General features: G+C 71.2%; 20 protein-coding genes and 1 tRNA gene. 5 read left to right on the top strand and 16 right to left on the bottom strand.

Annotated features, from left to right (window positions below; translation table 11 throughout):
* Positions 1 to 299: 299 nt before the first annotated feature.
* Positions 300 to 2246 carry a M1 family metallopeptidase gene (locus VEA62_RS10920; protein ID WP_324821532.1) on the bottom strand — a complete coding sequence of 649 codons (1947 nt, stop codon included), beginning with the start codon at positions 2244 to 2246 and terminating at the stop codon, positions 300 to 302.
* Positions 2247 to 2312: 66 nt separating this feature from the next.
* The gene (locus VEA62_RS10915; protein WP_324821530.1) at positions 2313 to 3572 is read right to left on the bottom strand and encodes a multidrug effflux MFS transporter; all 1260 of its coding nucleotides are present in this window, start codon (positions 3570 to 3572) and stop codon (positions 2313 to 2315) included.
* Positions 3573 to 3676: 104 nt separating this feature from the next.
* Between VEA62_RS10915 and arsC the strand changes: the two genes are divergently transcribed.
* Entirely contained in the window at positions 3677 to 4078 is a 402-nt protein-coding gene (gene arsC, locus VEA62_RS10910; RefSeq protein ID WP_324821527.1) for an arsenate reductase (glutaredoxin), read from the top strand.
* Positions 4079 to 4168: 90 nt separating this feature from the next.
* Here the strand turns inward: arsC and VEA62_RS10905 are convergent.
* The 3 genes from VEA62_RS10905 to VEA62_RS10895 form a co-directional block, all read right to left on the bottom strand.
* Positions 4169 to 4253: transfer RNA gene (locus VEA62_RS10905), tRNA-Leu, on the bottom strand.
* Positions 4254 to 4353: 100 nt separating this feature from the next.
* Positions 4354 to 5205 carry a hypothetical protein gene (locus tag VEA62_RS10900; protein ID WP_324821526.1) on the bottom strand — a complete coding sequence of 284 codons (852 nt, stop codon included), beginning with the start codon at positions 5203 to 5205 and terminating at the stop codon, positions 4354 to 4356.
* A 103-nt stretch (positions 5206 to 5308) separates the two neighbouring features.
* Complete coding sequence (locus VEA62_RS10895) at positions 5309 to 5842, bottom strand: DUF1453 domain-containing protein (protein ID WP_324821524.1); 534 nt, start codon at positions 5840 to 5842, stop codon at positions 5309 to 5311.
* Positions 5843 to 5951: 109 nt separating this feature from the next.
* Here VEA62_RS10895 and VEA62_RS10890 point away from each other — a divergent pair, with 109 nt between their 5' ends.
* The gene (locus VEA62_RS10890; protein ID WP_414641887.1) at positions 5952 to 7112 is read left to right on the top strand and encodes a S41 family peptidase; all 1161 of its coding nucleotides are present in this window, start codon (positions 5952 to 5954) and stop codon (positions 7110 to 7112) included.
* A gap of 658 nt (positions 7113 to 7770) precedes the next feature.
* On the opposite strand, the gene VEA62_RS10880 is transcribed toward VEA62_RS10890, so the two are convergent.
* The 5 genes from VEA62_RS10880 to VEA62_RS10860 all read right to left on the bottom strand — a co-directional run bounded on the left by VEA62_RS10880 (position 7771) and on the right by VEA62_RS10860 (position 11538).
* Complete coding sequence (locus VEA62_RS10880; protein WP_324821520.1) at positions 7771 to 8778, bottom strand: fumarylacetoacetate hydrolase family protein; 1008 nt, start codon at positions 8776 to 8778, stop codon at positions 7771 to 7773.
* A gap of 44 nt (positions 8779 to 8822) precedes the next feature.
* The gene (locus VEA62_RS10875) at positions 8823 to 9542 is read right to left on the bottom strand and encodes a hypothetical protein (RefSeq protein WP_324821518.1); all 720 of its coding nucleotides are present in this window, start codon (positions 9540 to 9542) and stop codon (positions 8823 to 8825) included.
* A gap of 114 nt (positions 9543 to 9656) precedes the next feature.
* A complete protein-coding gene (locus VEA62_RS10870) occupies positions 9657 to 9941 on the bottom strand; it encodes a hypothetical protein (RefSeq protein ID WP_324821517.1) in 285 nt (94 codons plus the stop codon).
* On the bottom strand, positions 9932 to 10444 hold the full coding sequence (locus VEA62_RS10865; protein WP_324821514.1) for an isoprenylcysteine carboxylmethyltransferase family protein: 513 nt from the start codon (positions 10442 to 10444) through the stop codon (positions 9932 to 9934). The genes VEA62_RS10870 and VEA62_RS10865 overlap by 10 nt, the downstream gene beginning before the upstream one ends.
* A complete protein-coding gene (locus VEA62_RS10860; RefSeq protein WP_324821512.1) occupies positions 10441 to 11538 on the bottom strand; it encodes an isoaspartyl peptidase/L-asparaginase in 1098 nt (365 codons plus the stop codon). The genes VEA62_RS10865 and VEA62_RS10860 overlap by 4 nt, the downstream gene beginning before the upstream one ends.
* A gap of 34 nt (positions 11539 to 11572) precedes the next feature.
* Between VEA62_RS10860 and VEA62_RS10855 the strand changes: the two genes are divergently transcribed.
* On the top strand, positions 11573 to 11794 hold the full coding sequence (locus VEA62_RS10855; RefSeq protein ID WP_324821510.1) for a hypothetical protein: 222 nt from the start codon (positions 11573 to 11575) through the stop codon (positions 11792 to 11794).
* A gap of 13 nt (positions 11795 to 11807) precedes the next feature.
* On the opposite strand, the gene VEA62_RS10850 is transcribed toward VEA62_RS10855, so the two are convergent.
* The 3 genes from VEA62_RS10850 to VEA62_RS10840 are packed head-to-tail and all read right to left on the bottom strand — an operon-like array spanning position 11808 to position 14454.
* Positions 11808 to 12530 carry an ABC transporter ATP-binding protein gene (locus VEA62_RS10850; RefSeq protein ID WP_324821508.1) on the bottom strand — a complete coding sequence of 241 codons (723 nt, stop codon included), beginning with the start codon at positions 12528 to 12530 and terminating at the stop codon, positions 11808 to 11810.
* A complete protein-coding gene (locus VEA62_RS10845; RefSeq protein ID WP_324821506.1) occupies positions 12527 to 13525 on the bottom strand; it encodes an iron ABC transporter permease in 999 nt (332 codons plus the stop codon). Before VEA62_RS10845 ends, VEA62_RS10850 begins: the two co-directional genes overlap by 4 nt.
* On the bottom strand, positions 13513 to 14454 hold the full coding sequence (locus tag VEA62_RS10840; protein ID WP_324821504.1) for a hypothetical protein: 942 nt from the start codon (positions 14452 to 14454) through the stop codon (positions 13513 to 13515). The genes VEA62_RS10845 and VEA62_RS10840 overlap by 13 nt, the downstream gene beginning before the upstream one ends.
* A 165-nt stretch (positions 14455 to 14619) precedes the next feature.
* Between VEA62_RS10840 and VEA62_RS10835 the strand changes: the two genes are divergently transcribed.
* Positions 14620 to 16824, top strand: coding sequence for an oligopeptide:H+ symporter (locus VEA62_RS10835; RefSeq protein WP_324821502.1), 2205 nt, complete (start codon positions 14620 to 14622; stop codon positions 16822 to 16824).
* A gap of 216 nt (positions 16825 to 17040) precedes the next feature.
* Here the strand turns inward: VEA62_RS10835 and VEA62_RS10830 are convergent, their stop codons facing one another.
* From VEA62_RS10830 to VEA62_RS10820, 3 genes are all read right to left on the bottom strand, one after another.
* Positions 17041 to 19140, bottom strand: a complete 2100-nt coding sequence (locus tag VEA62_RS10830; protein WP_324821501.1) for a TonB-dependent receptor plug domain-containing protein — start codon at positions 19138 to 19140, stop codon at positions 17041 to 17043.
* A 150-nt stretch (positions 19141 to 19290) separates the two neighbouring features.
* Entirely contained in the window at positions 19291 to 19662 is a 372-nt protein-coding gene (locus tag VEA62_RS10825; protein ID WP_324821498.1) for a helix-turn-helix transcriptional regulator, read from the bottom strand.
* Between the two features lie 87 nt (positions 19663 to 19749).
* Positions 19750 to 20520, bottom strand: a complete 771-nt coding sequence (locus VEA62_RS10820; RefSeq protein WP_324821496.1) for an A24 family peptidase — start codon at positions 20518 to 20520, stop codon at positions 19750 to 19752.
* Between the two features lie 282 nt (positions 20521 to 20802).
* On the opposite strand from VEA62_RS10820, the gene VEA62_RS10815 reads away from it, so the two are divergent.
* Complete coding sequence (locus VEA62_RS10815; RefSeq protein ID WP_324821494.1) at positions 20803 to 22311, top strand: hypothetical protein; 1509 nt, start codon at positions 20803 to 20805, stop codon at positions 22309 to 22311.
* Positions 22312 to 22369 lie beyond the last annotated feature (58 nt).

Raw genomic sequence — 22369 nt, 5'->3', positions numbered from 1 at the left:
GCGCGCGGCGAGCAAGCGGAGGCCATCCATCGACCTCCTCGAGGACCCCCGGACTCTCCATCGTCCGGGCTTCATCGCTCGACCACAGCCCGCCGTCGTCGAGGAGCGTGGATCCGACGCCCTCCCCATCGACGGGATGGGTAAAATATGCGCCCGGAATCCAGCGTGCGCAGAAGATCGGTTCGAGAAAAGGCGATGTGTCTGGAAAGGCGGGAGATCGTCCGCGCTATCCGACTATAGATTCGCGGATTGTCAGCACAGCGTCACGGCTTCCTTCTCCCCCAAGGGGAGAAGGGGACCTAGTTTGGCCGCCCCACGACCGCGTCGACCGAGTTGGTGGTGACCGGGTGATAACCCGGGCGGGCCCGGGCGTAGACGCGGGTGGCGATGGGGCGGCCCCAGTCGCCCTCGGCCCACAGGCTCTGGAACAGGGGCAGGACGAATTTGCGCCGGCCCTGGGTGGTGAGGAATTTCTCCAGCGTCGGCACGGCGGGCTGGTAGCGGTGCTGGACCGCGATCTGCAGCCACGAATACAGCACCTCGGCATTGCCCTCGTCGCGCAGGTTCAGGGTCGCCTCGAGGTCGGCGAGCTGGGCGGGGGTGAGCCAGTCGGCGCCCTCGCGCAGGTTCTCCGGCCGCCAGGCGAGGAAGCGCTGGCGCTCCTGGGTGGACCAGCCCGACCACGGGATGGCCGAGGCCGGACCCTTGTCGGCGAAGAAGGCGCGGGCGGCGGCGTCGACGGGGACGAAGGCGGTCGAGACCGGCGGAACCCAGTTCGACGGCATGCCCGGCTGGTAGATCCAGGCGTCCATCATCAGCTGCCGCTCCAGCTCCGGCGTGGTGACGAGGTGGGCGCGGATGTCCTCGAGGAATCGTTCGGTGGTCATCGGCCGGAAGGCGTTGCGTTCGAAATAGCCCTTGAGCCAGGCGTCGAAGCGTTCGCGGCCGACGATGCGCTCGATGGTGCGCAGGAAGGCGGCGCCCTTTTCATAGGCGACGTCGGTCATGCCCTCGTCCGGATCGCGGCCGGCGAGGTCGAGCTTGAGCCGGGTGTCGGCGGCGGGAAGGTCGGCCATGGTCGACTGCAGGTCGCCCCAGCCGAGCGACTGCAGCATCAGGGCGCGCTCGGGGCCGTAGAGGGCCTCCATGATCCGGTTCTCGAAATAGACGGTGAAGCCCTCGTTGAGCCAGAAGTCGGCCCAGGTGGCGTTGGTCACCAGATTGCCCGACCAGGAGTGGGCCAGCTCGTGCGCCACCAGCGACACCAGCGAACGGTCGCCGGCGATGATGGTCGGGGTGGCGAAGGTCAGGCGCGGATTCTCCATGCCGCCGAAGGGGAAGGAGGGCGGCAGGACCAGCAGGTCGTAGCGGCCCCAGCGGTAGGGGCCGTAGAGGCGCTCGGCGACGTCGACCATCCCGGCGGTGGGGACCAGTTCGTCGTGGGCCGCGTGCAGCATCGACGGCTCGGTCCAGACGCCGGTGCGCTCGTCGATGGCCTGGAAGGCGACGTCGCCGACGCCGATGGCGATCAGATACGGCGGCACCGGATTGGTCATGCGGAAGCGGGCGGCCGTGCGGCCGGGGCCGGCGGGCTCGGGCGCGCCGACGGCCTCGGCGCTCATCACCACCTTGAGGTCGGACGGAGCGACGATGCGGGCGTCCCAGGTCTGACGGATGCCCGGACTGTCTTGAGTAGGAACCCAGGTGCGGGTCAGGATCGCCTGACCCTGGCTGAACATATAGGGCTGGCGGCCGCCGGCGGTCTGGGCCGGGGTCAGCCACTGCAGGGCGGCGGCGTCGGGCCGGGTGGCGTAGCGGACGACGATGCGGCGGCGCTCGCCCGGGGCGAAGGCGGGGAAGCGGATGGTCAGGGGCTGGCCGAGGATCGGGTCGTTGGGCCCGGTCTCGAACTGCAGCGGGTTTCCGGCCGCGTCGCGGACGTCCTGGATGTCGAGGTTGCGGACGTCGAGGACGATCTCGTTGGCGCCCGGCTCGGCGGTGATGTCCAGCGCGGCCGTGCCCGACAGGGTCTTCGCGTCGAAGTCGGCGGCGAGGTCGAGGGCGACATGGGTGACGCGGGCGATCTCGGGCCGGGCGTACGAATGGATGTCGCGGACGTAGTCGACCGGCGCGGTGGCGGTCACGGGGGCGCGCGTCGCCTCCATGTTCAGGGAATCCATGGCGGCGCAGCCTCCGAGGGCGGTCATCAGGGCGAGGGCGGAAACGAGGCCGAGCTTGCGGATCATCGGGGCGTCCTTTGCGATTGTGCGCGGACAACGCCCCGATGGGCCGGAAAGATCAAGCCCCTCGGTTCAGCTCGCAGCCGCGGCCGGCGCCAGATGGTGCGCCTTGAACAGGCGTCCGCGCTCGGCGATCAGGACGAAGACGAGAGCGGTCAGGCCCATGACCATCATGCCGAGCGCCATGGGGGCGACCGAGCCGTTGAACTGCTGGCCGATCAGGAAGCCGAGGGTCGAGCCGGCGGTGGTGGAGATGAAGCCCTGGGCCGAGGAGGCGGTGCCGGCGATGTGACCCATGGGCTCCATGGCCATGGAGCCGAAATTGCCCGCGATCAGACCGAAGCAGAACATGGTCAGCCCCTGCAGGACGGCGAAGGTCCAGATCGTCTCGTGGCCGGTGAGGGTCACCGCCGAGTGGAGGGCCGCCATGGCGATGAAGCCGAGCAGGGCGGCGTGCGAGATCAGCCGCGAGCCGAGCCGCTCGACCAGCCGGGCGTTGAGCAGCGAGGCCACGGCGATGCCGCCGGCGACCACGGCGAAGACGGTGGTGAACAGCTGGGGGGCCTCGAACACGTCGAAGAAGATCTGCTGGCTGGAGTTGATGAAGCCGAACAGGGCCCCCGTGATGCAGGTCATCGCCAGGGTGTAGCCGATCGACTGGCGGTTGGTGACGGCCTGGCGGAAGGCGGAGGCGATGCGGCCGACCCGGATCGGCATGCGGTCTTCCGGATGCAGGGTCTCGGGCAGGCGGATGGCGGCCCACAGCATGAAGGAGCCGCCGGCCAGCGCCAGGACGCCGAAGATCCACGGCCAGGGGGCGACCGTCAGGACCAGCTGGCCGAGGGTCGGGGCGATGATCGGAATGCCGAGGAAGACGAGGAAGCTGAGCGACATGACCCGGGCCATGGTCCGGCCGCTGTAGCGGTCGCGCACGATGGAGACGGCGAGCACGCGCAGGGCCGCGGCGCCGAGGCCGGTCCCGACGCGGGCGGCGATGAGCAGCTCGAAGCTGGGGGAAAAGGCGGCGAGGACGCTGAACAGCACATAGAGCGACAGGCCGGCCATCAGCACCGGCTTGCGGCCGAAGCGATCGGCGAGCGGGCCGTAGACCAGCTGGGCGGCGCCGAAGCCGAGCAGATAGGCGGTGATGATCCACTGGCGGCTGTTCTCGGCCGCCACCTCCAGGGCGTCGCCGATGGCGGGCAGGGCCGGCAGCATGGCGTCGATGGCGAGGGCGTTGAGCGCCATCATCATGGCGATCAGGGCGACGAACTCGGGGAAGCCCGGCCCCTTGACGGCGGGCGGCGGCGTGTCGGCGGCGGGGGAGGTCATCCGGGGCCAGATGCGGACGACGGGCCCGGGACGCAACCGGCGGGGCTTGAAATAGCGGCGGCGAAACGTGAAGTGAGGGCCCCGCCCTCTTCCGCGAGCCACCCATGACCTACTTTCCCGTGACCGTGTTCCACAACCCGGCCTGCGGCACCTCGCGCAATGTGGTGGCCATGGTCGAGGCCGCCGGCTACCGGCCCGAGGTGGTGGAATATCTGAAGGCCGGATGGGACGCCGACCAGCTGCGCGCCCTGTTCGCCGAGGCGGGGCTGACCCCGCGGGAGGCGCTGAGGGAGAAGGGGTCGCCGGCCGCCGAGCTGGGGCTGCTGGAGGCCGGCGCCAGCGACGAGGCGATCCTGGCGGCCATGGTCGAGCACCCGATCCTGGTGAACCGCCCGATCGTGCGGACCCCGAAGGGCGCGGCGCTGTGCCGGCCGTCGGAGGCGGTCTACGACCTGCTGGAGCGGACGCCGGAGGGCTTCGTCAAGGAGGACGGGCAGGCGGTCTGAACCGCCGCGCCACGCCGAGGCTTCGCAGCGCATCCTGTTTGGCTTCAGCCGCCTGGATCGGTCCTGCGAAGCCCGGAGGGCCAAGCAGGATGGTGCGGGCGGTCGGGCTCGAACCGACACTCCTTTCGGAACCGGATTTTGAGTCCGGCGCGTCTACCAGTTCCACCACGCCCGCACAGGCCGTCTGGGTTATCCCGGCAGGCGGGACGTAGCGCGGGCGCGGCGGAGAGGCAATCGGCGCCGCGCCCGGATTCGGCGCCGGTCCGCGGCCGGCGCTAGCGCCGCGCCTCCCGCTCGCGCCGCTGCTGCTCGCGAATCCGCTGCTGGTCCTCGCGCGTCTCGTAGCCGCTGATGATGAAGTTGGTGCGGTAGAGGATCCGGCCGAGCGGCACCGCGGCGTCCGGGTCTTCGATGGTCGCCACGCGGGCGCGGCGGGTCGCCCGGAGCGCCGCCTCCCCGAAGCCGGCCTCGTGCGGGTGTTCGGACTCGATCGTGCAGTCGCGCAGCGAGCCGTCCGGATTGGTCAGACACATGACAGCCGCGAAGCCACGGGCGTAGCGCGTCCCGCCCGGGAACCGGGGGGTCGGCCGCCGCGCCCAGCGCAGGCCCAGCGGCAGGCCGCCCTCCGGCAGGGCCGCGAGTTCGGCGTCGCGCGGGTCGACGGAAGGCCGGCCGCATACCGTCAGGGTCTCGTCGATGGAGGCGGCGGACTCCGGCAAGGTCAGGTCGTACAGCAGGTTGCGCCCGCCCTCGGCCGCGCCCGGGATCATGATCCGCAGGCGCCCGCCTTCGCGCAGCTTGCGGGCGAACGGCGCCGGCAGCTCGCTGACCGCGACGGTGTCCTCGATGGCGACGTTCCAGCGCTGGCCATGCAGTTCGTCGTCGCCGAACGCGACGCGGAGCTCGCGCGTCTCGGCCTCTCCCGCGGGGGGCAGGCCGGTGATGAGGGCCTCGTAGCGGCCGTCGATGCAGCGGGCGGCGATGCCCGGCCCGGCGTCGAACTGGGTATAGGCCATGGTCAGTTTGAGGCGCGGGTCGCGCAGCATGTCCCAGTCGCGACCGGCGTCCTGGGCGAGGGCGGGGAGGGCGACGGCGCAGGCGAGGACGGCGACGAGGGGACGGGACATGGATCACGGCTCCGGAAGGGCGGGCGCAAGGTGAGGAAGGCCACGCAACCTAAAGGAATTCGCCGGCCGGTGAACCCGGGGAAGCTGTCGTCGTCGGGAATTGTCAGCCAGCCGCCTCGACGTGGCTGTCCGTTTCGCCGGCCAGGATGCGGCGGGCCCGGATATAGATCTCGACGCGCTGGGCGACGACGAGGCCGACGGCCAGCATCATGAAGGCGTCCTGCACCGCGAGGACATTGAGACCCCAACCGGCGGCATGGGGCTCGAGCAGGGCGCGCAGGCCCTGGCGGCCGACCAGCAGAACCACGATCAGGATCAGGCCGAGCGGCGAGGCCTGGGCCTTGAGCTCGCCCCCGGGCGTCTTCTGGATCATCACCATCTTGCCGCGCCACCAGCCGGCGGCGACGCCGAGCGCCAGGCCGGCGGCGAGCAGGGCCCAGTCGACGGGGCCGAACGGCACATGATCGGGATCGAAATAGATCGGCGCCCACAGGCCGAAGCCGATCAGCAGGACGATGATCAGCGGCACGACCCACATCCACCGCGGGCGCAGGGTGCGCGGACGGCGATTGCGCAGCAGCACCAGCGGCAGGACGATCGCGACCACGATCAGCGGGATCAGTTGCTCGGTCGGCATGGCGGTTCCCCCGGCGCCACGGGATGGGCGCGAACCTGTCGAAAGCTTAACCGGACCGGCGCATCCGTAAAGCGCCGTCGTCGCCTCCTGACCGGGCAAGGAGACGACGATGAAGCTCAGACATGTCATGACCGCGGCCCTCGGGGCCCTGGTGCTGTCCTGCCAGGGACCGGCGGCGGTGCTGGCGCAGGAGTCGGCGGCGAACGGGGCCGCAAGCCCGCATGCGGCGATCACGGAGGCGCACCGGGTGCGGGCGCTCGACACCCTGGACCGGCGGCTGGCCCACTATGTGATGCATGAGCGCACGCCGGCGATCCGGGCGCGGCTGGCGGAGCGGCGGGCGGACTACATCGCCCTGACCGACCCGGAGGCGTTCCGCCAGGCGGTCAACGCAGACCTGCTGGCGGTCTCGGGCGACAGGCATCTGCAGGTGTGGATCGAGCCGCGCAGCCGCGACGAGGTGATCGCGCAAGGCCCGCCACCGACCATGGAGCAGATGTCGGCCGAGGAGGCGCGCAACGGCTTCGGCGTGCGCGAGGCGAAGGTGCTGGACGGCGGCGTCGGCTATCTGGACCTGGCCTGGTTCAGCGGCCATCCGGACGCGGGCGCGGCCATCGACGCGGCCATGGCGAAGCTGGCGGGATCGCGGGCGTTGATCCTCGACCTGCGCAACAACGGCGGCGGCGGCGAGGCGGCGCTGAAGCGGCTGATGGGCCATCTGGCGCCGGCGCCGATGCGGCTGGAGGACATCCGGATGCGCCGCTGCGCGCCAGATCCGGCGGACCCGGAAGGCTGCATCCAGGACGGGTCGCGCGACGTGATGGAGCGCCATGCGGACGCGGTTGCGGCGCCGGCGTTTGCGACCCATCCGGTCTATGTGCTGACCTCGAGCGGCAGCTTCTCGGCGGCGGAGGCGGTCGCCTATGCGCTGCAGGCGAGCGGCCGGGCGACGGTGGTCGGCGAGGTCACCGGCGGCGGAGCCAATCCCTCGATCGCGATGGACCTGGGCCCGTGGTTCACCGTCATCATGCCCATCGGCGAGGCGCGGCATCCGGCGACGGGGTCCAACTGGGAGGGCGTCGGCGTGCGGCCCGACGTGGCCGTGCCGGCGGACGAGGCCCTGGACGAGGCGCTGAGGCGGATCGGTCAGGAGCCCCGGCGGAACCGCATTGTCGCCAGCAGAAGCGTTCCCGGCGGCGGTCCGCCCTCGTCCACTGTCGCCACCCGGGCATCACGAAGCGACCTCAGAGAGGCCTCTCCGAACCCATAGCGGGGGGCGTGACTCTCCCGCTCGGTCCGGCAGTCCGTCAGTCGGCCGTCCTCGGCGACGACGCAGCTGAAGGTGGCGAATCCCGAACCGAGATGAGCCGCCGCTTCCGGATAGTCGGGGACCGGCTGGCGGCGCCAGAGATCGGTCGTGCCGATCGGTAGATTCCAGCGGACCAGGTCGTCGCGCGGATCGGGCGCCCGGGCGCCGCAGGAGTCCAGCACACGATCCAGGTTGGCCGACCGCGTGGGCAGGTCGAGGGAATAGCGGCGAAGCGGGCTGGTCGTCGGAGATTCGAGGGCGACGGACAGCTGCAGCGGTCCACCCTGTCGCAGTCGGCGCGCATCGATGGCCGGGGCCGGACTGAAGATCAGCGAGCCGTCGTTGGCGGTGATCCAGGAACCGGCCTCCGTCCGCCCGTCCCGGTAGGTCGCCTCGATCCGACGGCTGGCTCCCTCCATCGGGGGCAGTCCGGAAACGAGGACGTCGAGTTCGCCGCCGCGACAACGGACCGCGACGGCCTGGCCGCTCGAATAGCCGACCGTGGCCAGGGTCACGCCCTGCGCCTCGTCGACGGTCAGGTCCCAGTCGTCGCCTCCCTCTTGCGCGAAGGCGGGGGTCGCAGCCATGGCCACGACGGCCGCCAGGACCGCGCTAGGCATCAGGCCGGCTCCACCGTCTGTTCGATGGCGCCGAAGATGGAGTGGTGCTGGTCGTCCAGCATCTCGATGCGGACGGTGTCGCCGTGGCGGAGGAAGGGGGTCTCGGGCTTGCCGCGCAGGATGGTCTCGACGGTGCGGACCTCGGCGATGCAGGAGTAGCCGAGGCCGCCCTCGCTGACCGGCTTGCCGGGGCCGCCGTCGGCGTCGCGGTTGGAGACCGTGCCCGAGCCGATGATGGTCCCGGCGCACAGGCTGCGCGTCTTCGCCAGATGGGCGATCAGGGTTCCGAAGTCGAAGGTCATGTCGACGCCGGCGTCGGCCTTGCCGAAGTCCTGGCCGTTCAGCTGGACGTTCAGCTGGCCCTTCAGCTTGCCGTCCTGCCAGCGGTCGCCGAGGGCGCGCGGGGTGACGAAGACCGGCGACAGGGCCGAGGCCGGCTTGGACTGGACGAAGCCGAAACCCTTGGCCAGTTCGGCCGGGATCAGGTTACGCAGCGACACGTCGTTGACGAGGCCGACGAGGCGGATGTGCGTCAGGGCCTCCTCGCGCGACACGCCTTGCGGCACGTCGCCGGTGACCACCACGACCTCGGCCTCGAGATCGCAGCCCCAGCTTTCGTCGGCGAGCGGGATGGGGTCGCGGGGAGCGAGGAAGCCGTCGGAGCCGCCCTGGTACATCAGCGGGTCGGTCCAGAAGCTGTCGGGCATTTCGGCGCCGCGCGCCTGACGGACGAGGGCGACGTGGTTCACATAGGCGGAGCCGTCGGCCCACTGATAGGCGCGGGGCAGGGGCGAAGCGGCCTCGCGCTCGTGGAAGCGGCCGCGCGGGACGCCGCCGTGTTCGAGGCTTTCGGCCAGGGCGCGCAGGTCGGGCTCGACCCGGTCCCAGTCGTCCAGCGCGGCCTGCAGGGTCGGGGCGATCAGGAAGGCGTCGGTGAACCAGGCGAGGTCGCTGGAGACGAGGACGAGGCGGCCGTCGCGGCCGTGCTTGAGCGAGGCGAGTTTCATGCCTCAGGCTTAGGGGGTTTCTGCGGCCGGGGAAACAGCCTGCGTCAGTGGTGATCGCCGCCGTGGCTGAGGCGCGGGCGGCGCGGCCCCGGGTTGCACAACTCGGCCACCACGGCGCGCATGTCGTTCTCGCGGGCGGAGCGGTGGCGCCAGTAGTCGTTGAAATCGGCCACCGCGAGGCGCAGGGCGTCGTTGCGCTCCTTCGTCGACATCGGCCGCCTGCCGTGTTCGGGCGGGTGGGGATGTGGGTGGACGGGCGCCGACGGGGCGTGGACCGAGACGATGGTGACGCTGGCTGCGGCGGAAGAGGCCGCGTGGCCGGCGTCTCCCACGCCGTGCCCGTCGTGACCGTGCCCGGCCTCAGAGGTGGGCGCCGGGGCGGGGTGATGGCCCTTGTCCTCACTCTCGCCCTTCAGGGCCGTGTCGAGCGCCTTGACGCGTTTGCCGAGGTCGCCGCCGAAGGCCAGGGTCTTGCCGAGCCGGGCGCCCAGGACGCGTTGAAGGTGAGAGGCGTGTGCGGGCAGGGACTCGGTGTCGGCCTTCATGGCGGCCTTGGCGGCCTCGTCAATCGCCTCCCAGATGTCGCCGGCCGCGTCGATCCGCTTCGATCGCGAGCCGCCGCCGATCAGCCAGCCGATCATGGCGGCCACCAGCAAGGCCAGCAGGACGGCGCCCCAGAAGACCGGGTCGGCCCCGATCATGATGGTCGGATCGAGCGGCGCGCCGGCCGTGTCGACGGTGGCGAAATCGTCGCCGTAGGACATGGAGCTCCCCGCTGGACCGACCGCCGTTCGCGGACGGCGCATCTTGCCCTGACCGCACCCGTTGGCAACGGTAAAGGTTAACGGCGGGGTGGATTCGCCGCCGAAGCGAGCGGCTCAGTCGGGGGTGATCAGGGCCTTGGCCTCGGCCCCGGTGCGGGCCCCGACATCGCGCACCTCGACCTCGACGGAGACGGCGCCCTCCGGCTCATGCGCCCAGAGGTAGCGGCGCTCGACCTCGACCTCGCGGCCGGAGGGGGCGAAGCCGGTGAAGCTGTCGCCCCAGGGCGTGATGGCCTTGATCTCGGGCCAGGCCAGGGCGCAGGCGGCGTCGAGCTCCTCGATCGCCATCAGGGACAGCTCGTCCTTCGGATCGGGGCGGGAGCCGGGGGCTACAGCCATCGCCGCACCCGGGCGCGGTACGCGTCGTGCTCCGCCCCGAATCTGGCCGACAGATAGCGCTCCTCGCGGGCGATGACGAAGCGGTCGACGACGAGCAGGCAGGGGATCAGCAGGAGCAGGACGAGGACGCTGTCCATGGCGATGGCCAGGCCGACGTAGGTGATGGCGAAGCCGAGATAGATGGGGTTGCGGCTGAGGCGGTAGAGGCCGCCGGTGGCGAGGGCGGTGCTGGGCTTCCAGGGCTCCACGGCGGTGCCGAGGCGGCGGAAATGGCCGGCGGCGGCGCCGTCCAGCAGCAGGCCGCCGATGACCAGGACCAGGGCCACGATGCGGCGCGACAGTGTCTCCATGCCGAAGCCGAGGCCCAGCCAAGCAGCGGCGACGGGGCCGACGAGTCCCGGCGTCGCTACGAAGCGAAAGATGACCCAGCCGAGCAGCAGGAAGCCGAGATAAATCAGCGGCGGCGGGGCGATGACGCCGGGGGTGTCGCGCCGGGCAGTCACGGGCGCAGGGCCTCGTCGCCGTAGATGGCGACGCGGGCGGGCTCGCTCGCCGAGACGGCGCCGCGGTACATTCCGGAGGTGTTCATGGCGAAGGCGGGGGTTCCGTCGAGCCCCATGACGATGACGCCGCCGTCGCCCCCGATGGAGCCGACGTCGGCGATTTCGGCTTCCGCGGCGGTCTGCACGCCGGCGCCGGCGGCGGTGCGGTGGCAGATGTCGCGCGCCACGGTCGCCCGGATGAAATACTCGCCCGAGCCGGTGGCGGACACCGCGCAGCCGTCGGCGTTGGAGGCGTAGGTGCCGGCGCCGATCACCGGCACGTCGCCGACGCGGCCCCAGCGTTTGGCGGTCATGCCGCCGGTCGAGGTGCCGGCGGCGAGGCGGCCCTGGCTGTCGAGGGCCACGGCGCCCACGGTGCCGAATTTGCGCTCGTTCAGCGGCGGGGCGGGAAGATCCGCGGCGGCCTGGGGCGAGGGGGCGCCGGCGGGGCGTTCCGGGATCGGCTGGTTCTGGCCCTCGAGCGCGCGCACCAGGCCCTGCCAGCGGCGCTCGGTGAAGAAGAAGGAGGGGTCGACCTGCTCCAGCCCGACCGAGGCGGCGAAGCTGTCGGCGCCCTGGCCGATCAGCATGACGTGGGGCGACCGCTCCATGACGGCGCGGGCGGCGGCGATCGGGTGGCGGGTGGTGGTCAGGCCGGCGACGGCGCCGGCGGTGCGGTCGGCGCCGTTCATGATGGCGGAGTCGAGCTCGTTGCGTCCGGCGGCGGTGAAGACGGCGCCACGGCCGGCGTTGAACAGCGGATCGTCCTCCATGATCTGGATCGCGGCCTGCACGGCGTCGAGGGCGGAGCCGCCGTTGGCCAGAACCGCGCCGCCCGCGTCGAGGGCGCGCTTGAGCGCGGCGCGATAGGCGGCGTCCTGCTCGGGGCTCAGGCTGTCGCGCTCGATCACCCCGGCGCCGCCGTGGATGGCGAAGGACCAGCGGGGAACCTCCACAGTGACGTTGTCGGGCACAGCCTGGGCGGCGACGGGCGCGGCGAGCAGGGCGAGCAGGGCGAGGGCGGCGGCGAGGGTCGCGCGCGAAAGGGCTTTCATGGCGTAATCCTTCATTTCGCGCTATCTATGCGCCATGTCGGAGATGACCGAAATCGTCGTTCCGGTGCTTCAGAAAATCCAGGCGCAGCTTGGACGCATCGAGACCGATATGGCCAACATCAAGGAAGACATGCACCACATCAAGGTGCGTCTGACCGGACTGGAGGCCAACGTGAACAGCCTCAACCGCCGCATGGATAATTTCGACCAGCGGATGGAGCGGGTCGAACGACGGCTGGAGTTGGTCGAGGTCTGACCTCCTGCCATCCTCAACTCAAGGCCTGACCGCAGCAGGGGCAGCCGGGCGTCTCGACGCCGAACAGGGCCCGGATGCGATCGGGGCCGAGGGCGTGCGCCGGGGCGGCGGCCTCGATCCAGTCCGGGCCGATGGCCAGCACGCGGTCGGCGCGGGCGGCGAACGGGAGGTGATGGGTCGAGGCGAGGACGATGCGGCCTTCGGCGGCGAGGGCGCGGATCGCCGCCTCGACGGCCTGCGCATGGGCGGGGTCGAGCAGGGCCAGCGGCTCGTCGAGCAGACAGACGGCGGCGTCCTGAACGAACAGGCGGGCGATCAGGACCAGCTGCTGCTGGCCGCTGGACAGGCGGTCGAAGGGTCGGTCGGCGAGGTCGGAGATGTCGAGCCGGGCCAGGGCGGCGCGGGCGGCGTCGACGTCGTCGGGGGTCAGGCCGGGAGACCAGCGCCGCCGGACGGCGCGGCCCAGGGCGGCCAGATGCAGGGCGGAGAAGCCGGCGGAGACGGCTCCGGGCGGCGGGAGCCAGGCCACGGGGCCGGGGCGGTCGATCTGGCCGGCGAGCGGCGGCAGCAGGCCGGCCACGGTCTTCAGCAGGGTGGTCTTGCCGGCGCCGTTGGGGCCGATCAGGGCCACGACCTCGCCGGGCCCGAAGCTCGCGCTCAGCGGGGGCAGGCGGAAACCGGCGCCCCGGCGCACGCGGCGGCCGGCGACGAGGTCGTGGAGGACGAGGGCCTTCACGCCCGCCTCGAGGTGGCGACGAACAGGGCGAGGAAGGCGGGGGCGCCGACAGCGGCGGAGAGCAGGCCGACGGGAAGCTCGGCCGGACCGAAGGCGGTGGACAGCCGGTCGATCAGCAGGGCGAACAGGGCGCCGACGGCCATGGCCGCGGGGATCAGCCGGCCGGCGCGCTCACCGACGATGCGGCGCGCGGCGTGGGGGGCGAGCAGGCCGATCCAGCCGACGATCCCCGCCACGGAAACCGCCGAGGAGGTCATCAGGGCGGCGGCGGCGAGAGCCAGAAGACGCAGGGGCGCGGCCCTCAGTCCGAGCGAGCGCGCCTGCTCGTCGCCGAGCGACAGGACGTCGAGCCGGAAGCCGAGCCAGAGCAGGATCGCCGCCCCGAGGCCGGCCGGAACGAGGGCCAGCGCGGCCTCGCCGGCCGTGGCGCGGGTGAAGGAGCCGAGCAGCCAGTAGGTGATCGACGGCAGCTGCGAATAGGGCTCGGCGGCGATGACCACGAGGCCGAGGCCGGCGGAGGCGAGGGCCCCGGCGACGATGCCGCACAGGATCAGGGCGAGGCGGCCGTCGCCGCTGCGGGTCAGGGCGGCGCAGGCGACGGCGACCGCGCCCGTGGCCAGGCCTCCCGCAAAGGCCGCGCCCTGGACCAGCACCGCGCCGGCGCCGAGCAGCAGGGCGAGGGCCGCCCCGAGGCCCGCGCCCGAGGTGACGCCCAGCAGGTCGGGCGAGGCGAGCGGATTGCGGAACAGGATCTGGAAGCCGGCGCCCGCCCCGGCGAGGGCCGCGCCGCAGCTCATCGCCGCCAGCAGGCGCGGGCCGCGCAGGGCCAGGGCCAGCTCGGCCTCAGGCGGACCTTGGCCGAAGAGGGCGGCGAGCAGGGCGCCCGGCGAGGCGGCGAGCGGGCCCGTGGCGAGCACGGCGGCGGCTCCGGCGAGGGCCAGCAGCACCAGGGCCAGGGGCGCGGCCGAGGCGCGCAGGGCGCTCAGGGGATCCACCGCGGGCGGGGAATTTCGGCCGGGGCCCAGCCGTAGAGCTGTCGGCTGAGCAGGGTCAGATCCATCCAGGCGCGATGCGGATCGGCCAGCCAGGCGCAGCCGAGCAGGCGGTTGATCGACGGCGGCCGGTCGATCCAGCCGAACGGCGTGGCCGGCAGCAGCAGGAGGCCGCGCCGGCCGCCGTCGCGCCGCCGTCGCCAGACCGGATCGCCGGCGGCCGCCCGGGCGAATTCGGCGCTAAGGGTGACGACGACCTCCGGATCCCAAGCCGCGACCTGCTCGCGGGTGACGCGGCCGATATCGCGCGAGCCCTCGGCCACATTGGTCCAGCCGGCGCCCTCCAGCACCTCGGTGGCGAGCGCGCCGCGAAAGCCGGTCTCGAGGCCGTCGACTCCCCGGGCGTAGTAGAAGGCCCGGCCGGCGGGGGCGCGGCGCCAGCCCGCGATGACGCCGGCGGCGGCGTCGGCGAGTTCGTCGCCCCGGCGGGCGGCGCCGAGCAGGCGACCGGTTTCGCGCAGCGCCTCGGGGATATGGGGCAGGGCGCCGTCGATCAGCCGCCAGTCGACCCCGAGACGAGCCTGCATGCGCGCAGCCAGCTCCTGGTGCTCGGGGTCGGCGTCGCCGTAGTCGATGACCAGCCGGGGGCGCAGCGCGGCGACGGCCTCGGGCGCGGCGGGTCGGCCGCCGCCGGCCAGGGCGCCGATCTCCGGCAGGTCGGCGGCGGGCGCGGGCAGGGCCGCCAGCGCGCCGGCGTCGGGCCTGCGCGGCCAGCCGGCGAGCCGCTCGCGCGCAACGGCCCAGACCAGAAGGGCGGCGGGCTGACCGGCCGCGACGACATCGCCGCCGACGGCGACGGGCGCCCGCGAACAGGCGGTCGCCAGCGCGGTTCCCGCCGCGGCGGAGAGCGTCAATGCGCGCCGTGTCAGCATGGCGGGCGGTCCTTCACAGCAGCGGGCGAGGCCTCTCACGATCGGTTACGGCTTGTAAAGGCTGCTGCACGGTGGTCCTATCGCCGCTTCGTCAGGGGAGGCGAGGTGCGCGGTTTCGCGCGCCTTCAATCGAGGGCAGTGCGTCCCCGCAGTCAAAGGTTTGGCATGAATTTAGTCATCTTGCTGGGGGTGGTCGTCACCCTCGTCACGGGCATTCCCGTACTTCTGCAGATCCTCAAGAACCATCCGAAGGGGCTGATCACCTGCTTCTTCGCGGAGATGTGGGAGCGCTTCTCGTTCTACGGAATGCGCGGGCTGCTGATCTTCTATCTGACCCAGCATTTCCTCTTCGATGACCGTTTCGCGTCCGGCCAGTACGGCACCTACGGCTCGCTGGTCTATCTGCTGCCGCTGATCGGCGGCATCGTGGCGGACCGCTACATCGGCACGCGCAAGGCGATCATGTTCGGCGCGGTGCTGCTGGTCATGGGCCACGGCCTGATGGCGTTCGAGGGCCGGGCGGCGACCCAGACGCTGGTCTATGGCGACCAGACGTACCAGGTCCAGATCGAAGGCCGCGGCGACAATCGCCAGACGCGCCTGCTGGTCGACGGCCAGCCCTACGCCTTCTCGCAGCGGGAAGCCTCGGGCCTGCAGATCGAGGGCGCTCCGGGCCTGCCGGCGACGCTGGCCGAGGACACCTACCAGATCACGGACCCGGTCGAGGTCGACAAGCCGGCCTGGGCGGTCCTGGGCGATCTGGTCGAGGTCGAGCGGACGGTGACGACGGAACAGACCCTGACCTACAACGGCCAGACCTATCCGGTCCGCAATGTGACCGAGGACGGCGAGACCCGCACCACCATCCAGGTGGCCGGCCGTGATTATCCGATGCCGACGACCGCCGGCCTGAACATCGAGGGACTTCCGGCGACGGCTTCGCTGCCGGCGTCGCTCGATCAGGAGGACTTCTCCTTCGAGGAGCAGCGCGATCCCCTGGGGCTGAACGTGTTCTGGCTCGCCCTGTCGCTGATCATCATGGGCGTGGGCTTCCTCAAGCCGAACATCTCGACCCTGGTCGGCCAGCTGTATCCGCAGGGCGATCCGCGCCGGGATTCCGGCTTCACCCTGTACTACTACGGCATCAACCTCGGTTCGTTCTGGGCCGCGGTGCTGTGCGGCTTCCTCGGCCAGACCTACGGCTGGGGATGGGGCTTCGGCCTCGCCGGCGTCGGCATGCTCGCCGGCCTGATCGTGTTCGTGCTCGGCAAGAAGCTGCTGCAGGGCAAGGGCGAGAGCCCCTATCCCGAACTGATCCGGAAGCCGGTCCTGGGACCGATCAACCGCGAATGGCTGATCTACATCCTCGCCTTCGTCGGCGTCGGGCTGCTGGCGACCTTCATCGTCTCCAACCACATGTTCGTCGGCATCGGCCTGGTCATCTCCACCCTGCTGTCGCTCGGCTTCATCACCTGGTTCATCATCACCAAATGCGACAAGGTCGCCCGCGAGCGGATGATGCTGGCGATGGTGCTGGTGTTCGGCTCGGCGGTGTTCTTCACCCTGTTCGAGCAGGCCGGTTCGTCGCTGAACCTGTTCGCCGACCGCAACGTCGATCTGGCGGTGACCAGCCAGGCCTACACCCTGTTCGGCATGCCGGTGGGTTCGCCGGACCAGCTGGCCGCGGCCGGGCTGGACACGTCGAACTGGTGGGGGTGGATCAACACCTCGCTGACGGCGTCGCAGACCCAGTCGTTCAACGCCGGCTTCATCCTGATCTTCGCGCCGGTCTTCGCCGCCCTCTGGGCCTTCCTCGCCTCGCGCAGGGTCGACCCGAACCCGGTGGTCAAGTTCGGCCTCGGCATCATCCAGGTCGGCCTCGGCTTCCTGGTGATCGTCTGGGGGGTCAAGTCCGGCATGGTCGACGAGGCCTTCCAGACGCCGCTGATGCTGCTGGCGCTGCTCTATCTGCTGCACACCACCGGGGAGCTGTTCCTGAGCCCCGTCGGTCTGTCGGAGATCACCAAGCTCTCGGTCCCGTCGATCGTCAGCTTCATGATGGCGGTGTGGTTCATGGCGTCGTCGATCGCCCACTTCCTCGGCGGCATCATCGCCGCGACGGCCGGGACGAACACGGTCGGCGGCGAGGTGACCGATCCGCAGGCGGCCCTGCAGAGCTCGCTGTCGACGTTCAACAGCATCGGCTGGGTCGGCGTGGGCATCGGGGTGGCCTTCATCCTGGCCAGCTTCTTCATCGCCAAATGGTCCAACGGCGTGAACGACCCGGACAACCATCCGGGACCGACGCTCACCGACCGTGGCGGGGAAGACGGCAACGTCGCCCGGCCAGGAACCTCGACCCTCGGCTAGGCCGGCGCCAAGCCGGACGGGAAAGGGCGGAGCCTCGCGGCTCCGCCCTTTTTTGTTGGCGCTACCGGCCTTCGGCCTGCTTGAGCGCGTGCTGTGTGCGCTATCGGCCTTTGGCCTGCTTGAGCGCTTTCTTGTTGCGCTATCGGCCTTCGACCTGCTTGAGCGCGTGCCGTGTGCGCTATCGGCCTTCGGCCTGCTTGAGCGCGGGGCGGGCGGTCAGAAGCTCCTGCGGATCTGCAGAAACAGCCAGGGACTCATCTTCGTGCGGCGCACCTCGCGGAAGGCGACCGGCGAGACGTCGCGCGGGCCCGTGTAGATGTCGCGGTCGTACCCCAGCTCACGGTCGCTGACGTTGGCGAGGTCGACCTTGATGGTCAGGTCCGACGACGGCTTCCACTGGCCGTAAAGGGTGATGAAGGGCTCGGCGTAGAGGGCGCGGACCTCGCGGACGCGGAACAGGCGACCCTTGTCCGTGTTGCAGCCGTGGTCGAAGCCCCAGGACCATTTCCCGCCCTGCAGGTCGTGGTTGAAGCTCACGCCGCAGCCGAAGGCCTGGTTGCCCTGGAAGCGGCGGGTCTCGCCCGTCAGCGGGTCGGTGACCTCGGTGTGGGCCCAACTGCCGCGCGCCTGCAGCCGGGCGTTGGGAATGCCCAGCCGGTCCATCGGCAGGGTCAGGCGGACCTGGTACTGATCGAACGAGCCGTCGCCGATGTTGCCGACGCCGTCGAAGCCGCCGGTCAGGGGGATGATGTCGACGACGTCCTCGACCTCGCCATGGGCCGCCGACAGCTCCAGCACGCCCTCGCCCCAGAAGCGGCGCTCGTAGACCACTTCGAAGATGGTCGTCTTGTCCGGTTCCAGGTCGGGATTGCCGCCCTCGACCTGGCCGATGTCGATGTCGGCCGAGGCGACGAAATCTCCGAAATTCAGCTGGCCCACCTGACGCTCGGCGCGGAAGCGGAACTGATGCCCCGCCCATGGCGTCCAGGTCAGCTGAACGCGGGGCTTGGGATAGACGAAGGACTTGCTCAGGTCGCTGTCGCCGGACTGGCTGATCTCGGACACCTCGACGCGCAGCCCGGCCTCGAGGGTCAGCTTCGGGTTCGGGCGCCAGGTGGCCTGACCGAAGACCTCGCCGCGCAGCTCCTCGACCTTGACCGCCGACGAGGGCAGCGGGACGGCCACGCCGTTCTCCTCGTAGGCCGTGGCGCTGTCGAGGAAGTTGTAGGCCACCTCGCCGCCGCCCTCGAAGGCCCAGCGGTCGTTCGGCCGGAAGCGCAGCACGGCGCGGGCGATGGATTCGCCCACGCTGGCGTCTTCCGAGAAGGTCGAGCTGTCGGCGCCGGTTTCCGAGATTCCGACGTAGTCGGAGGCCGAATAGCGCTGCAGTCCGACCAGTTCGAGACCCAGGCGGGGCGACAGGTCGCCGGTCCAGTTGAGCCCCAGCTCGCCGTTGACCGACTCCTGCTCCTCGTTGTTGAAGCTGTCGAGGCCGGGGCCCGAGCGGATCAGCAGGTCCTGCGACCAGGCATGGGTGTCCCAGCCGAGCAGGCCGTTCACCCGCAGGCGGCCGCCGGCGAACGGGCGCTGGATGGCGCCCGTGCCGCGCACGTTCTGGAACCTGTCCCACAGCACCAGGTCGGCGTCCTGGATCAGCGCCCCGGACGGGTCGTAGCGGCGGCGGAAGCCCTCGCCGGTGCCGTCGGTGCGGTCGGTGGTGGCGCTGAACGACCCCTCGATCGAATTGTCGCCCTCGCGGCGCGAAAACTGCCCGGCGATGATCGGCCCCATATAGCCGTCGGGATAGAAGTAGGTGTTGAGCTCGAGCACCCGCTCGACCGTGACGGTGCGGCGCAGGACGACGTTGGCGATGACGGGCTGGCCCTGCATGTCGATGCCGGGCGCGCCGCCGCGGATCAGCTCTATGCGTTCGACGCTGTCGGCTGAGATGCGGCGCAGCACCTGGTCGAGGCTGTCGCTCTTGGACGAGGGGCGGTCGCCGTCGATCAGGACGTTGCCGGCGGCGCCGGCGAAGCCGCGGGCGCCGGTGTCGCCGGTGTCGAGACCGAAGCCCGGCAGGCGGGCGATCATGTCGAGCGCGGTGTCGGGCCGGGAGTCGGCGAAGAAGGCCGGCTCGAAGACCAGCACGCCCCGCTGGGCGGCGTCGACTTCAGGGGCGGACCGGGCCGGGCCGGTCGGCACGGGAGCCTGGGCGGCGCTGTCGGGGGTGGGCGACGGGTCGGGCGCGGTCTGCGCCATCGCAGGGAGCGCCAGCACGGACAGGGCGGCGGTGGCCAGCCAGATGGTCTTCGTCATAGGTCCCTCTCCCGAAGTGAGCGGACCGTGCTCCCGCCCGTGCGGGAGCTTCCAGTTACAAGCTGGACAGGTGGATTAATTCGCAGACAGGCTTGCGGCGCGGGCGTGTTCCATCCTGACGGGCTGGCGGGAACAGGACATTGGTCGCCGCTAGGGCCGGCCCAGCTCCCTCGCCAGGGCGACCAGCACGGCGCGCTTCGCGGGCGGGAGGCGGCCTGTGATGCGGGCGATCTGGAGCACGACCCGCGTCTCCGGATCTTCGGCGGAGCCGCTGTCGAAGGCGTCGCCGATCAGGGCGCTCAGGGGCGTCTCGAGTGCCTGGGCGATCTGCACCAGACGGCCGAACGGCACCGCCATCTCGCCGGTCTCGTAGCGCTGGATGAGCTGGTGACCGCCGCCGACGGCGGCGGCGAGCTCGGCCAGCGTCAGTCCCCTGGCGGAGCGGGCGAGCGCGATGCGCTGGCCCAGCAGGCGGTTGTTCCGGGCCTCGGCCGCTCCGTCGGATTTGCGCTTGGTCGTCATCTTTCCCGGCGTCCCCGCTTCGGAACTAGCGCAGCGGCAACTCAGATTTGTGTCGTTTCGGGGAAGGTTTGCCGGCGCCCGCGCCGTTCAGCGAGGCAGGCCCAGCGGACCCAGAAGCCAGGTCAGCCACACGCCCAGCGCCAGGAAGACGCCGAACGGCAGGCGGTCCGAGCCCGAGATGCGGCCTCCGGTCAGGAGGCGCGCGGCGACCACGCTCAGTCCGCCCAGGGCGGCCCAGAGCAGGACGCTGGGCAAGCCGGTCCATCCGGTCCAGGCGCCGCCGGCGGCCAGCAGGAACGGGTCGCCGCCGCCCAGGCCCTCGCGGCCCCGGATGCGGCGGTAGGCGCGGCCGACAAGCCATAGGCCGGCAAGGCCGACCCCGGCCCCTGTCAGGGCGCCGGCGACGGAGAGCCGGTCGAGGACCGCGGCGGCGAGGATCCCGGTTCCGAGCAGGGGAAGGGTCAGCTGGTCCGGAAGCCAGAAATGCTCGCCGTCGACCACCGCGATCAGCAGCAGCTGCCATCCGAGCAGGGCCGTAAGCAGGGCCGCGAGGATCGATGGCTGGGTCAGGGCCGCACAGAGGCCGATGGCCGCGCCCGCCAGCTCCATCGCCGGATAGCGGATCGGAATGGCCGCCCCGCAGGCGGCGCACCGGCCCCTCGAAACCGCATAGCTCAGCACCGGGATCAGCCGCCATGGATCGAGCGGCCGGTCGCAGCCCCGGCAGCGGGACCGCCCGCCGACAAAACCCTCTCCCCGCGGAAGACGCAGGCTGACGAGGCCGAGGAAGCTTCCCGCCAGCAGCCCCAGGCCGCCGAGCGCGATGGCGAGAAGCGCGGGCCCTGTGTTGAAATCCATCGGCTTCCCGGAGTGTCACACATGTTTCGAGGCGGTTCAGACACGCCCCGGGCCGCCAGCTCTACCCTTCGATTGTGACGATCCCGCCGTACCGGGACGGTGTTTCACCGAACGGCCAAAACAACTTCACAGAGGTGCGCCGCAACCGTCACGGTTCGGCGGCCACGGTGTCACAACCGCCTTCTATCGAGAGCGCCGGGCAGGGGGGCGAGTTCGCCGCGACGGGACCGCGCGTCCGGTCGTCCTGCCGAATGATCCTTTGGACCAGACACGGTGGAAACGATGACCGGCCTTCGACTGACAACCCTGCTCGCGGTCTCCGCCAGCGCCCTGACCCTCGCCGCCTGCGGCTCCGCCGAGGTCGCCTCGCCCGGCGAGGGCGATTTCGGCGGCGGAACGGGTGGCGGCGGCGGACCGACCACGCCTCCTCCCGGCACCCCGGCCGCGGACTGCCCGAGCGGCTTCGCCAACGTCGGCCTGGTCGCCAACAACACCCTGCGGGTCTGCCAGCTGCCGCAGCAGATCCTCGGCGCCCTGACCGTGCCGCTGCGCGCCGGCACCATCTATTCCATCAGCGGCCGCACCGAAGTCGGCACCGACCGCGGCATCGACCCGGCCTCGCCCACCCCGGGCAGCACCCAGGGCATCCTGACCATCGAAGCGGGCGTGCGCATCTTCGCCTCGGGCGGTTCGGACTATCTGCTGGTCAACCGCGGCTCGCAGATCTTCGCCGAGGGCACCGCGACCCAGCCGATCATCTTCACCAGCCGCCAGAACGTGGAAGGCACGACCACCGAAACCTCGCAGGGGCAGTGGGGCGGCCTGGTCATCGCCGGGCGCGCGCCGCAGGCCAACTGCCAGCTGACCGCGCCGGTCACCTGCACCGGCACGGTGGAAGGCACCAGCGCCTTCTACGGCGGCAACACCCCGGCCGATAACTCGGGCCGGATCCGCTACGTCCAGATCAAGTATTCGGGCTTCGAAATCTCGGCCGGCAACGAGCTGCAGGGCCTGACCATGGCCGGCGTCGGCTCGGGCACCACGGTCGACCACGTCCAGATCCACAACAGCTCGGACGACGGCATCGAAATCTTCGGCGGCGCCGTCAACCTGCGCCACCTGGTCATCACCGGCGCCGACGACGACGGCCTGGACACCGACACCGGCTGGCGCGGCGGCGCCCAGTTCGGCATCGTGACGCAGCGTCCGCCGAACGCGACGAGCCGCAGCGCGGGCTTCGAGTTCTCGTCGGCCCCGGCCTCGACGCCGCTGGCCTCGCGCTTCGTGTCCCAGCCGAAGATCGCCAACTTCACCCTGGTCGGCCGCAACTCGCCGACCAATGCGCATACGGTGGCCCACTTCGACACGGGGACCGACCCGACGATCATCAACTCGGTGTTCACCAGCGTGGCCGGGTCGCAGGCCGGTTGCCTCGACATCGCCGACGCCGACACCGAGACCAGCATGCCGACCTTCAGCTCGGTCTATATGTCGTGCGGGATCTCGTATCGCCCGGCCAACGCCGCGCGGTCGCAGACGGTGTTCACCGCCGGGACCAACAACACGCCGGCCGGCGCCTCGACCCTGACCGCCCCCGCCTCGGGCACCAGCCTGAGCAACCAGGTGCTGACCTTCATCAACGGCGCCAACGAGACGGCGGTGACCCCGGCCAACGCCCCGGCGGTCCATTCGTTCTTCACCGCCACGACCTACATCGGCGCCGTCCAGAACGCCTCCGACACCTGGTGGCAGGGCTGGACCTGCGGCCTCACGTCCGGCGCGAACTGCTGACGACGGATGCGCGGCGGCGGCTCAAGCGAGCCGCCGCCGGCTTTCGCCCCGTCCGTTA

This window comes from Brevundimonas sp. (assembly GCF_035627475.1).
Taxonomy (GTDB): Bacteria; Pseudomonadota; Alphaproteobacteria; order Caulobacterales; family Caulobacteraceae; genus Brevundimonas.
This window is presented reverse-complemented; position numbering and strand designations above follow the sequence as displayed.

Excerpts from the sequence above, each read along its gene's own strand:
- VEA62_RS10880 (WP_324821520.1), bottom strand. The coding sequence starts at position 8,778 with ATGAAACTCGCCTCGCTCAAGCACGGCCGCGACGGCCGCCTCGTCCTC.
- arsC (WP_324821527.1), top strand. The coding sequence starts at position 3,677 with ATGACCTACTTTCCCGTGACCGTGTTCCACAACCCGGCCTGCGGCACC.
- VEA62_RS10915 (WP_324821530.1), bottom strand. The coding sequence starts at position 3,572 with ATGACCTCCCCCGCCGCCGACACGCCGCCGCCCGCCGTCAAGGGGCCG.
- VEA62_RS10855 (WP_324821510.1), top strand. The coding sequence starts at position 11,573 with ATGTCGGAGATGACCGAAATCGTCGTTCCGGTGCTTCAGAAAATCCAG.
- VEA62_RS10835 (WP_324821502.1), top strand. The coding sequence starts at position 14,620 with ATGAATTTAGTCATCTTGCTGGGGGTGGTCGTCACCCTCGTCACGGGC.
- VEA62_RS10900 (WP_324821526.1), bottom strand. The coding sequence starts at position 5,205 with ATGTCCCGTCCCCTCGTCGCCGTCCTCGCCTGCGCCGTCGCCCTCCCC.
- VEA62_RS10920 (WP_324821532.1), bottom strand. The coding sequence starts at position 2,246 with ATGATCCGCAAGCTCGGCCTCGTTTCCGCCCTCGCCCTGATGACCGCC.
- VEA62_RS10815 (WP_324821494.1), top strand. The coding sequence starts at position 20,803 with ATGACCGGCCTTCGACTGACAACCCTGCTCGCGGTCTCCGCCAGCGCC.
- VEA62_RS10840 (WP_324821504.1), bottom strand. The coding sequence starts at position 14,454 with ATGCTGACACGGCGCGCATTGACGCTCTCCGCCGCGGCGGGAACCGCG.
- VEA62_RS10825 (WP_324821498.1), bottom strand. The coding sequence starts at position 19,662 with ATGACGACCAAGCGCAAATCCGACGGAGCGGCCGAGGCCCGGAACAAC.
- VEA62_RS10830 (WP_324821501.1), bottom strand. The coding sequence starts at position 19,140 with ATGACGAAGACCATCTGGCTGGCCACCGCCGCCCTGTCCGTGCTGGCG.
- VEA62_RS10875 (WP_324821518.1), bottom strand. The coding sequence starts at position 9,542 with ATGTCCTACGGCGACGATTTCGCCACCGTCGACACGGCCGGCGCGCCG.
- VEA62_RS10895 (WP_324821524.1), bottom strand. The coding sequence starts at position 5,842 with ATGCCGACCGAGCAACTGATCCCGCTGATCGTGGTCGCGATCGTCCTG.
- VEA62_RS10820 (WP_324821496.1), bottom strand. The coding sequence starts at position 20,520 with ATGGATTTCAACACAGGGCCCGCGCTTCTCGCCATCGCGCTCGGCGGC.
- VEA62_RS10860 (WP_324821512.1), bottom strand. The coding sequence starts at position 11,538 with ATGAAAGCCCTTTCGCGCGCGACCCTCGCCGCCGCCCTCGCCCTGCTC.
- VEA62_RS10870 (WP_324821517.1), bottom strand. The coding sequence starts at position 9,941 with ATGGCTGTAGCCCCCGGCTCCCGCCCCGATCCGAAGGACGAGCTGTCC.
- VEA62_RS10890 (WP_414641887.1), top strand. The coding sequence starts at position 5,952 with ATGAAGCTCAGACATGTCATGACCGCGGCCCTCGGGGCCCTGGTGCTG.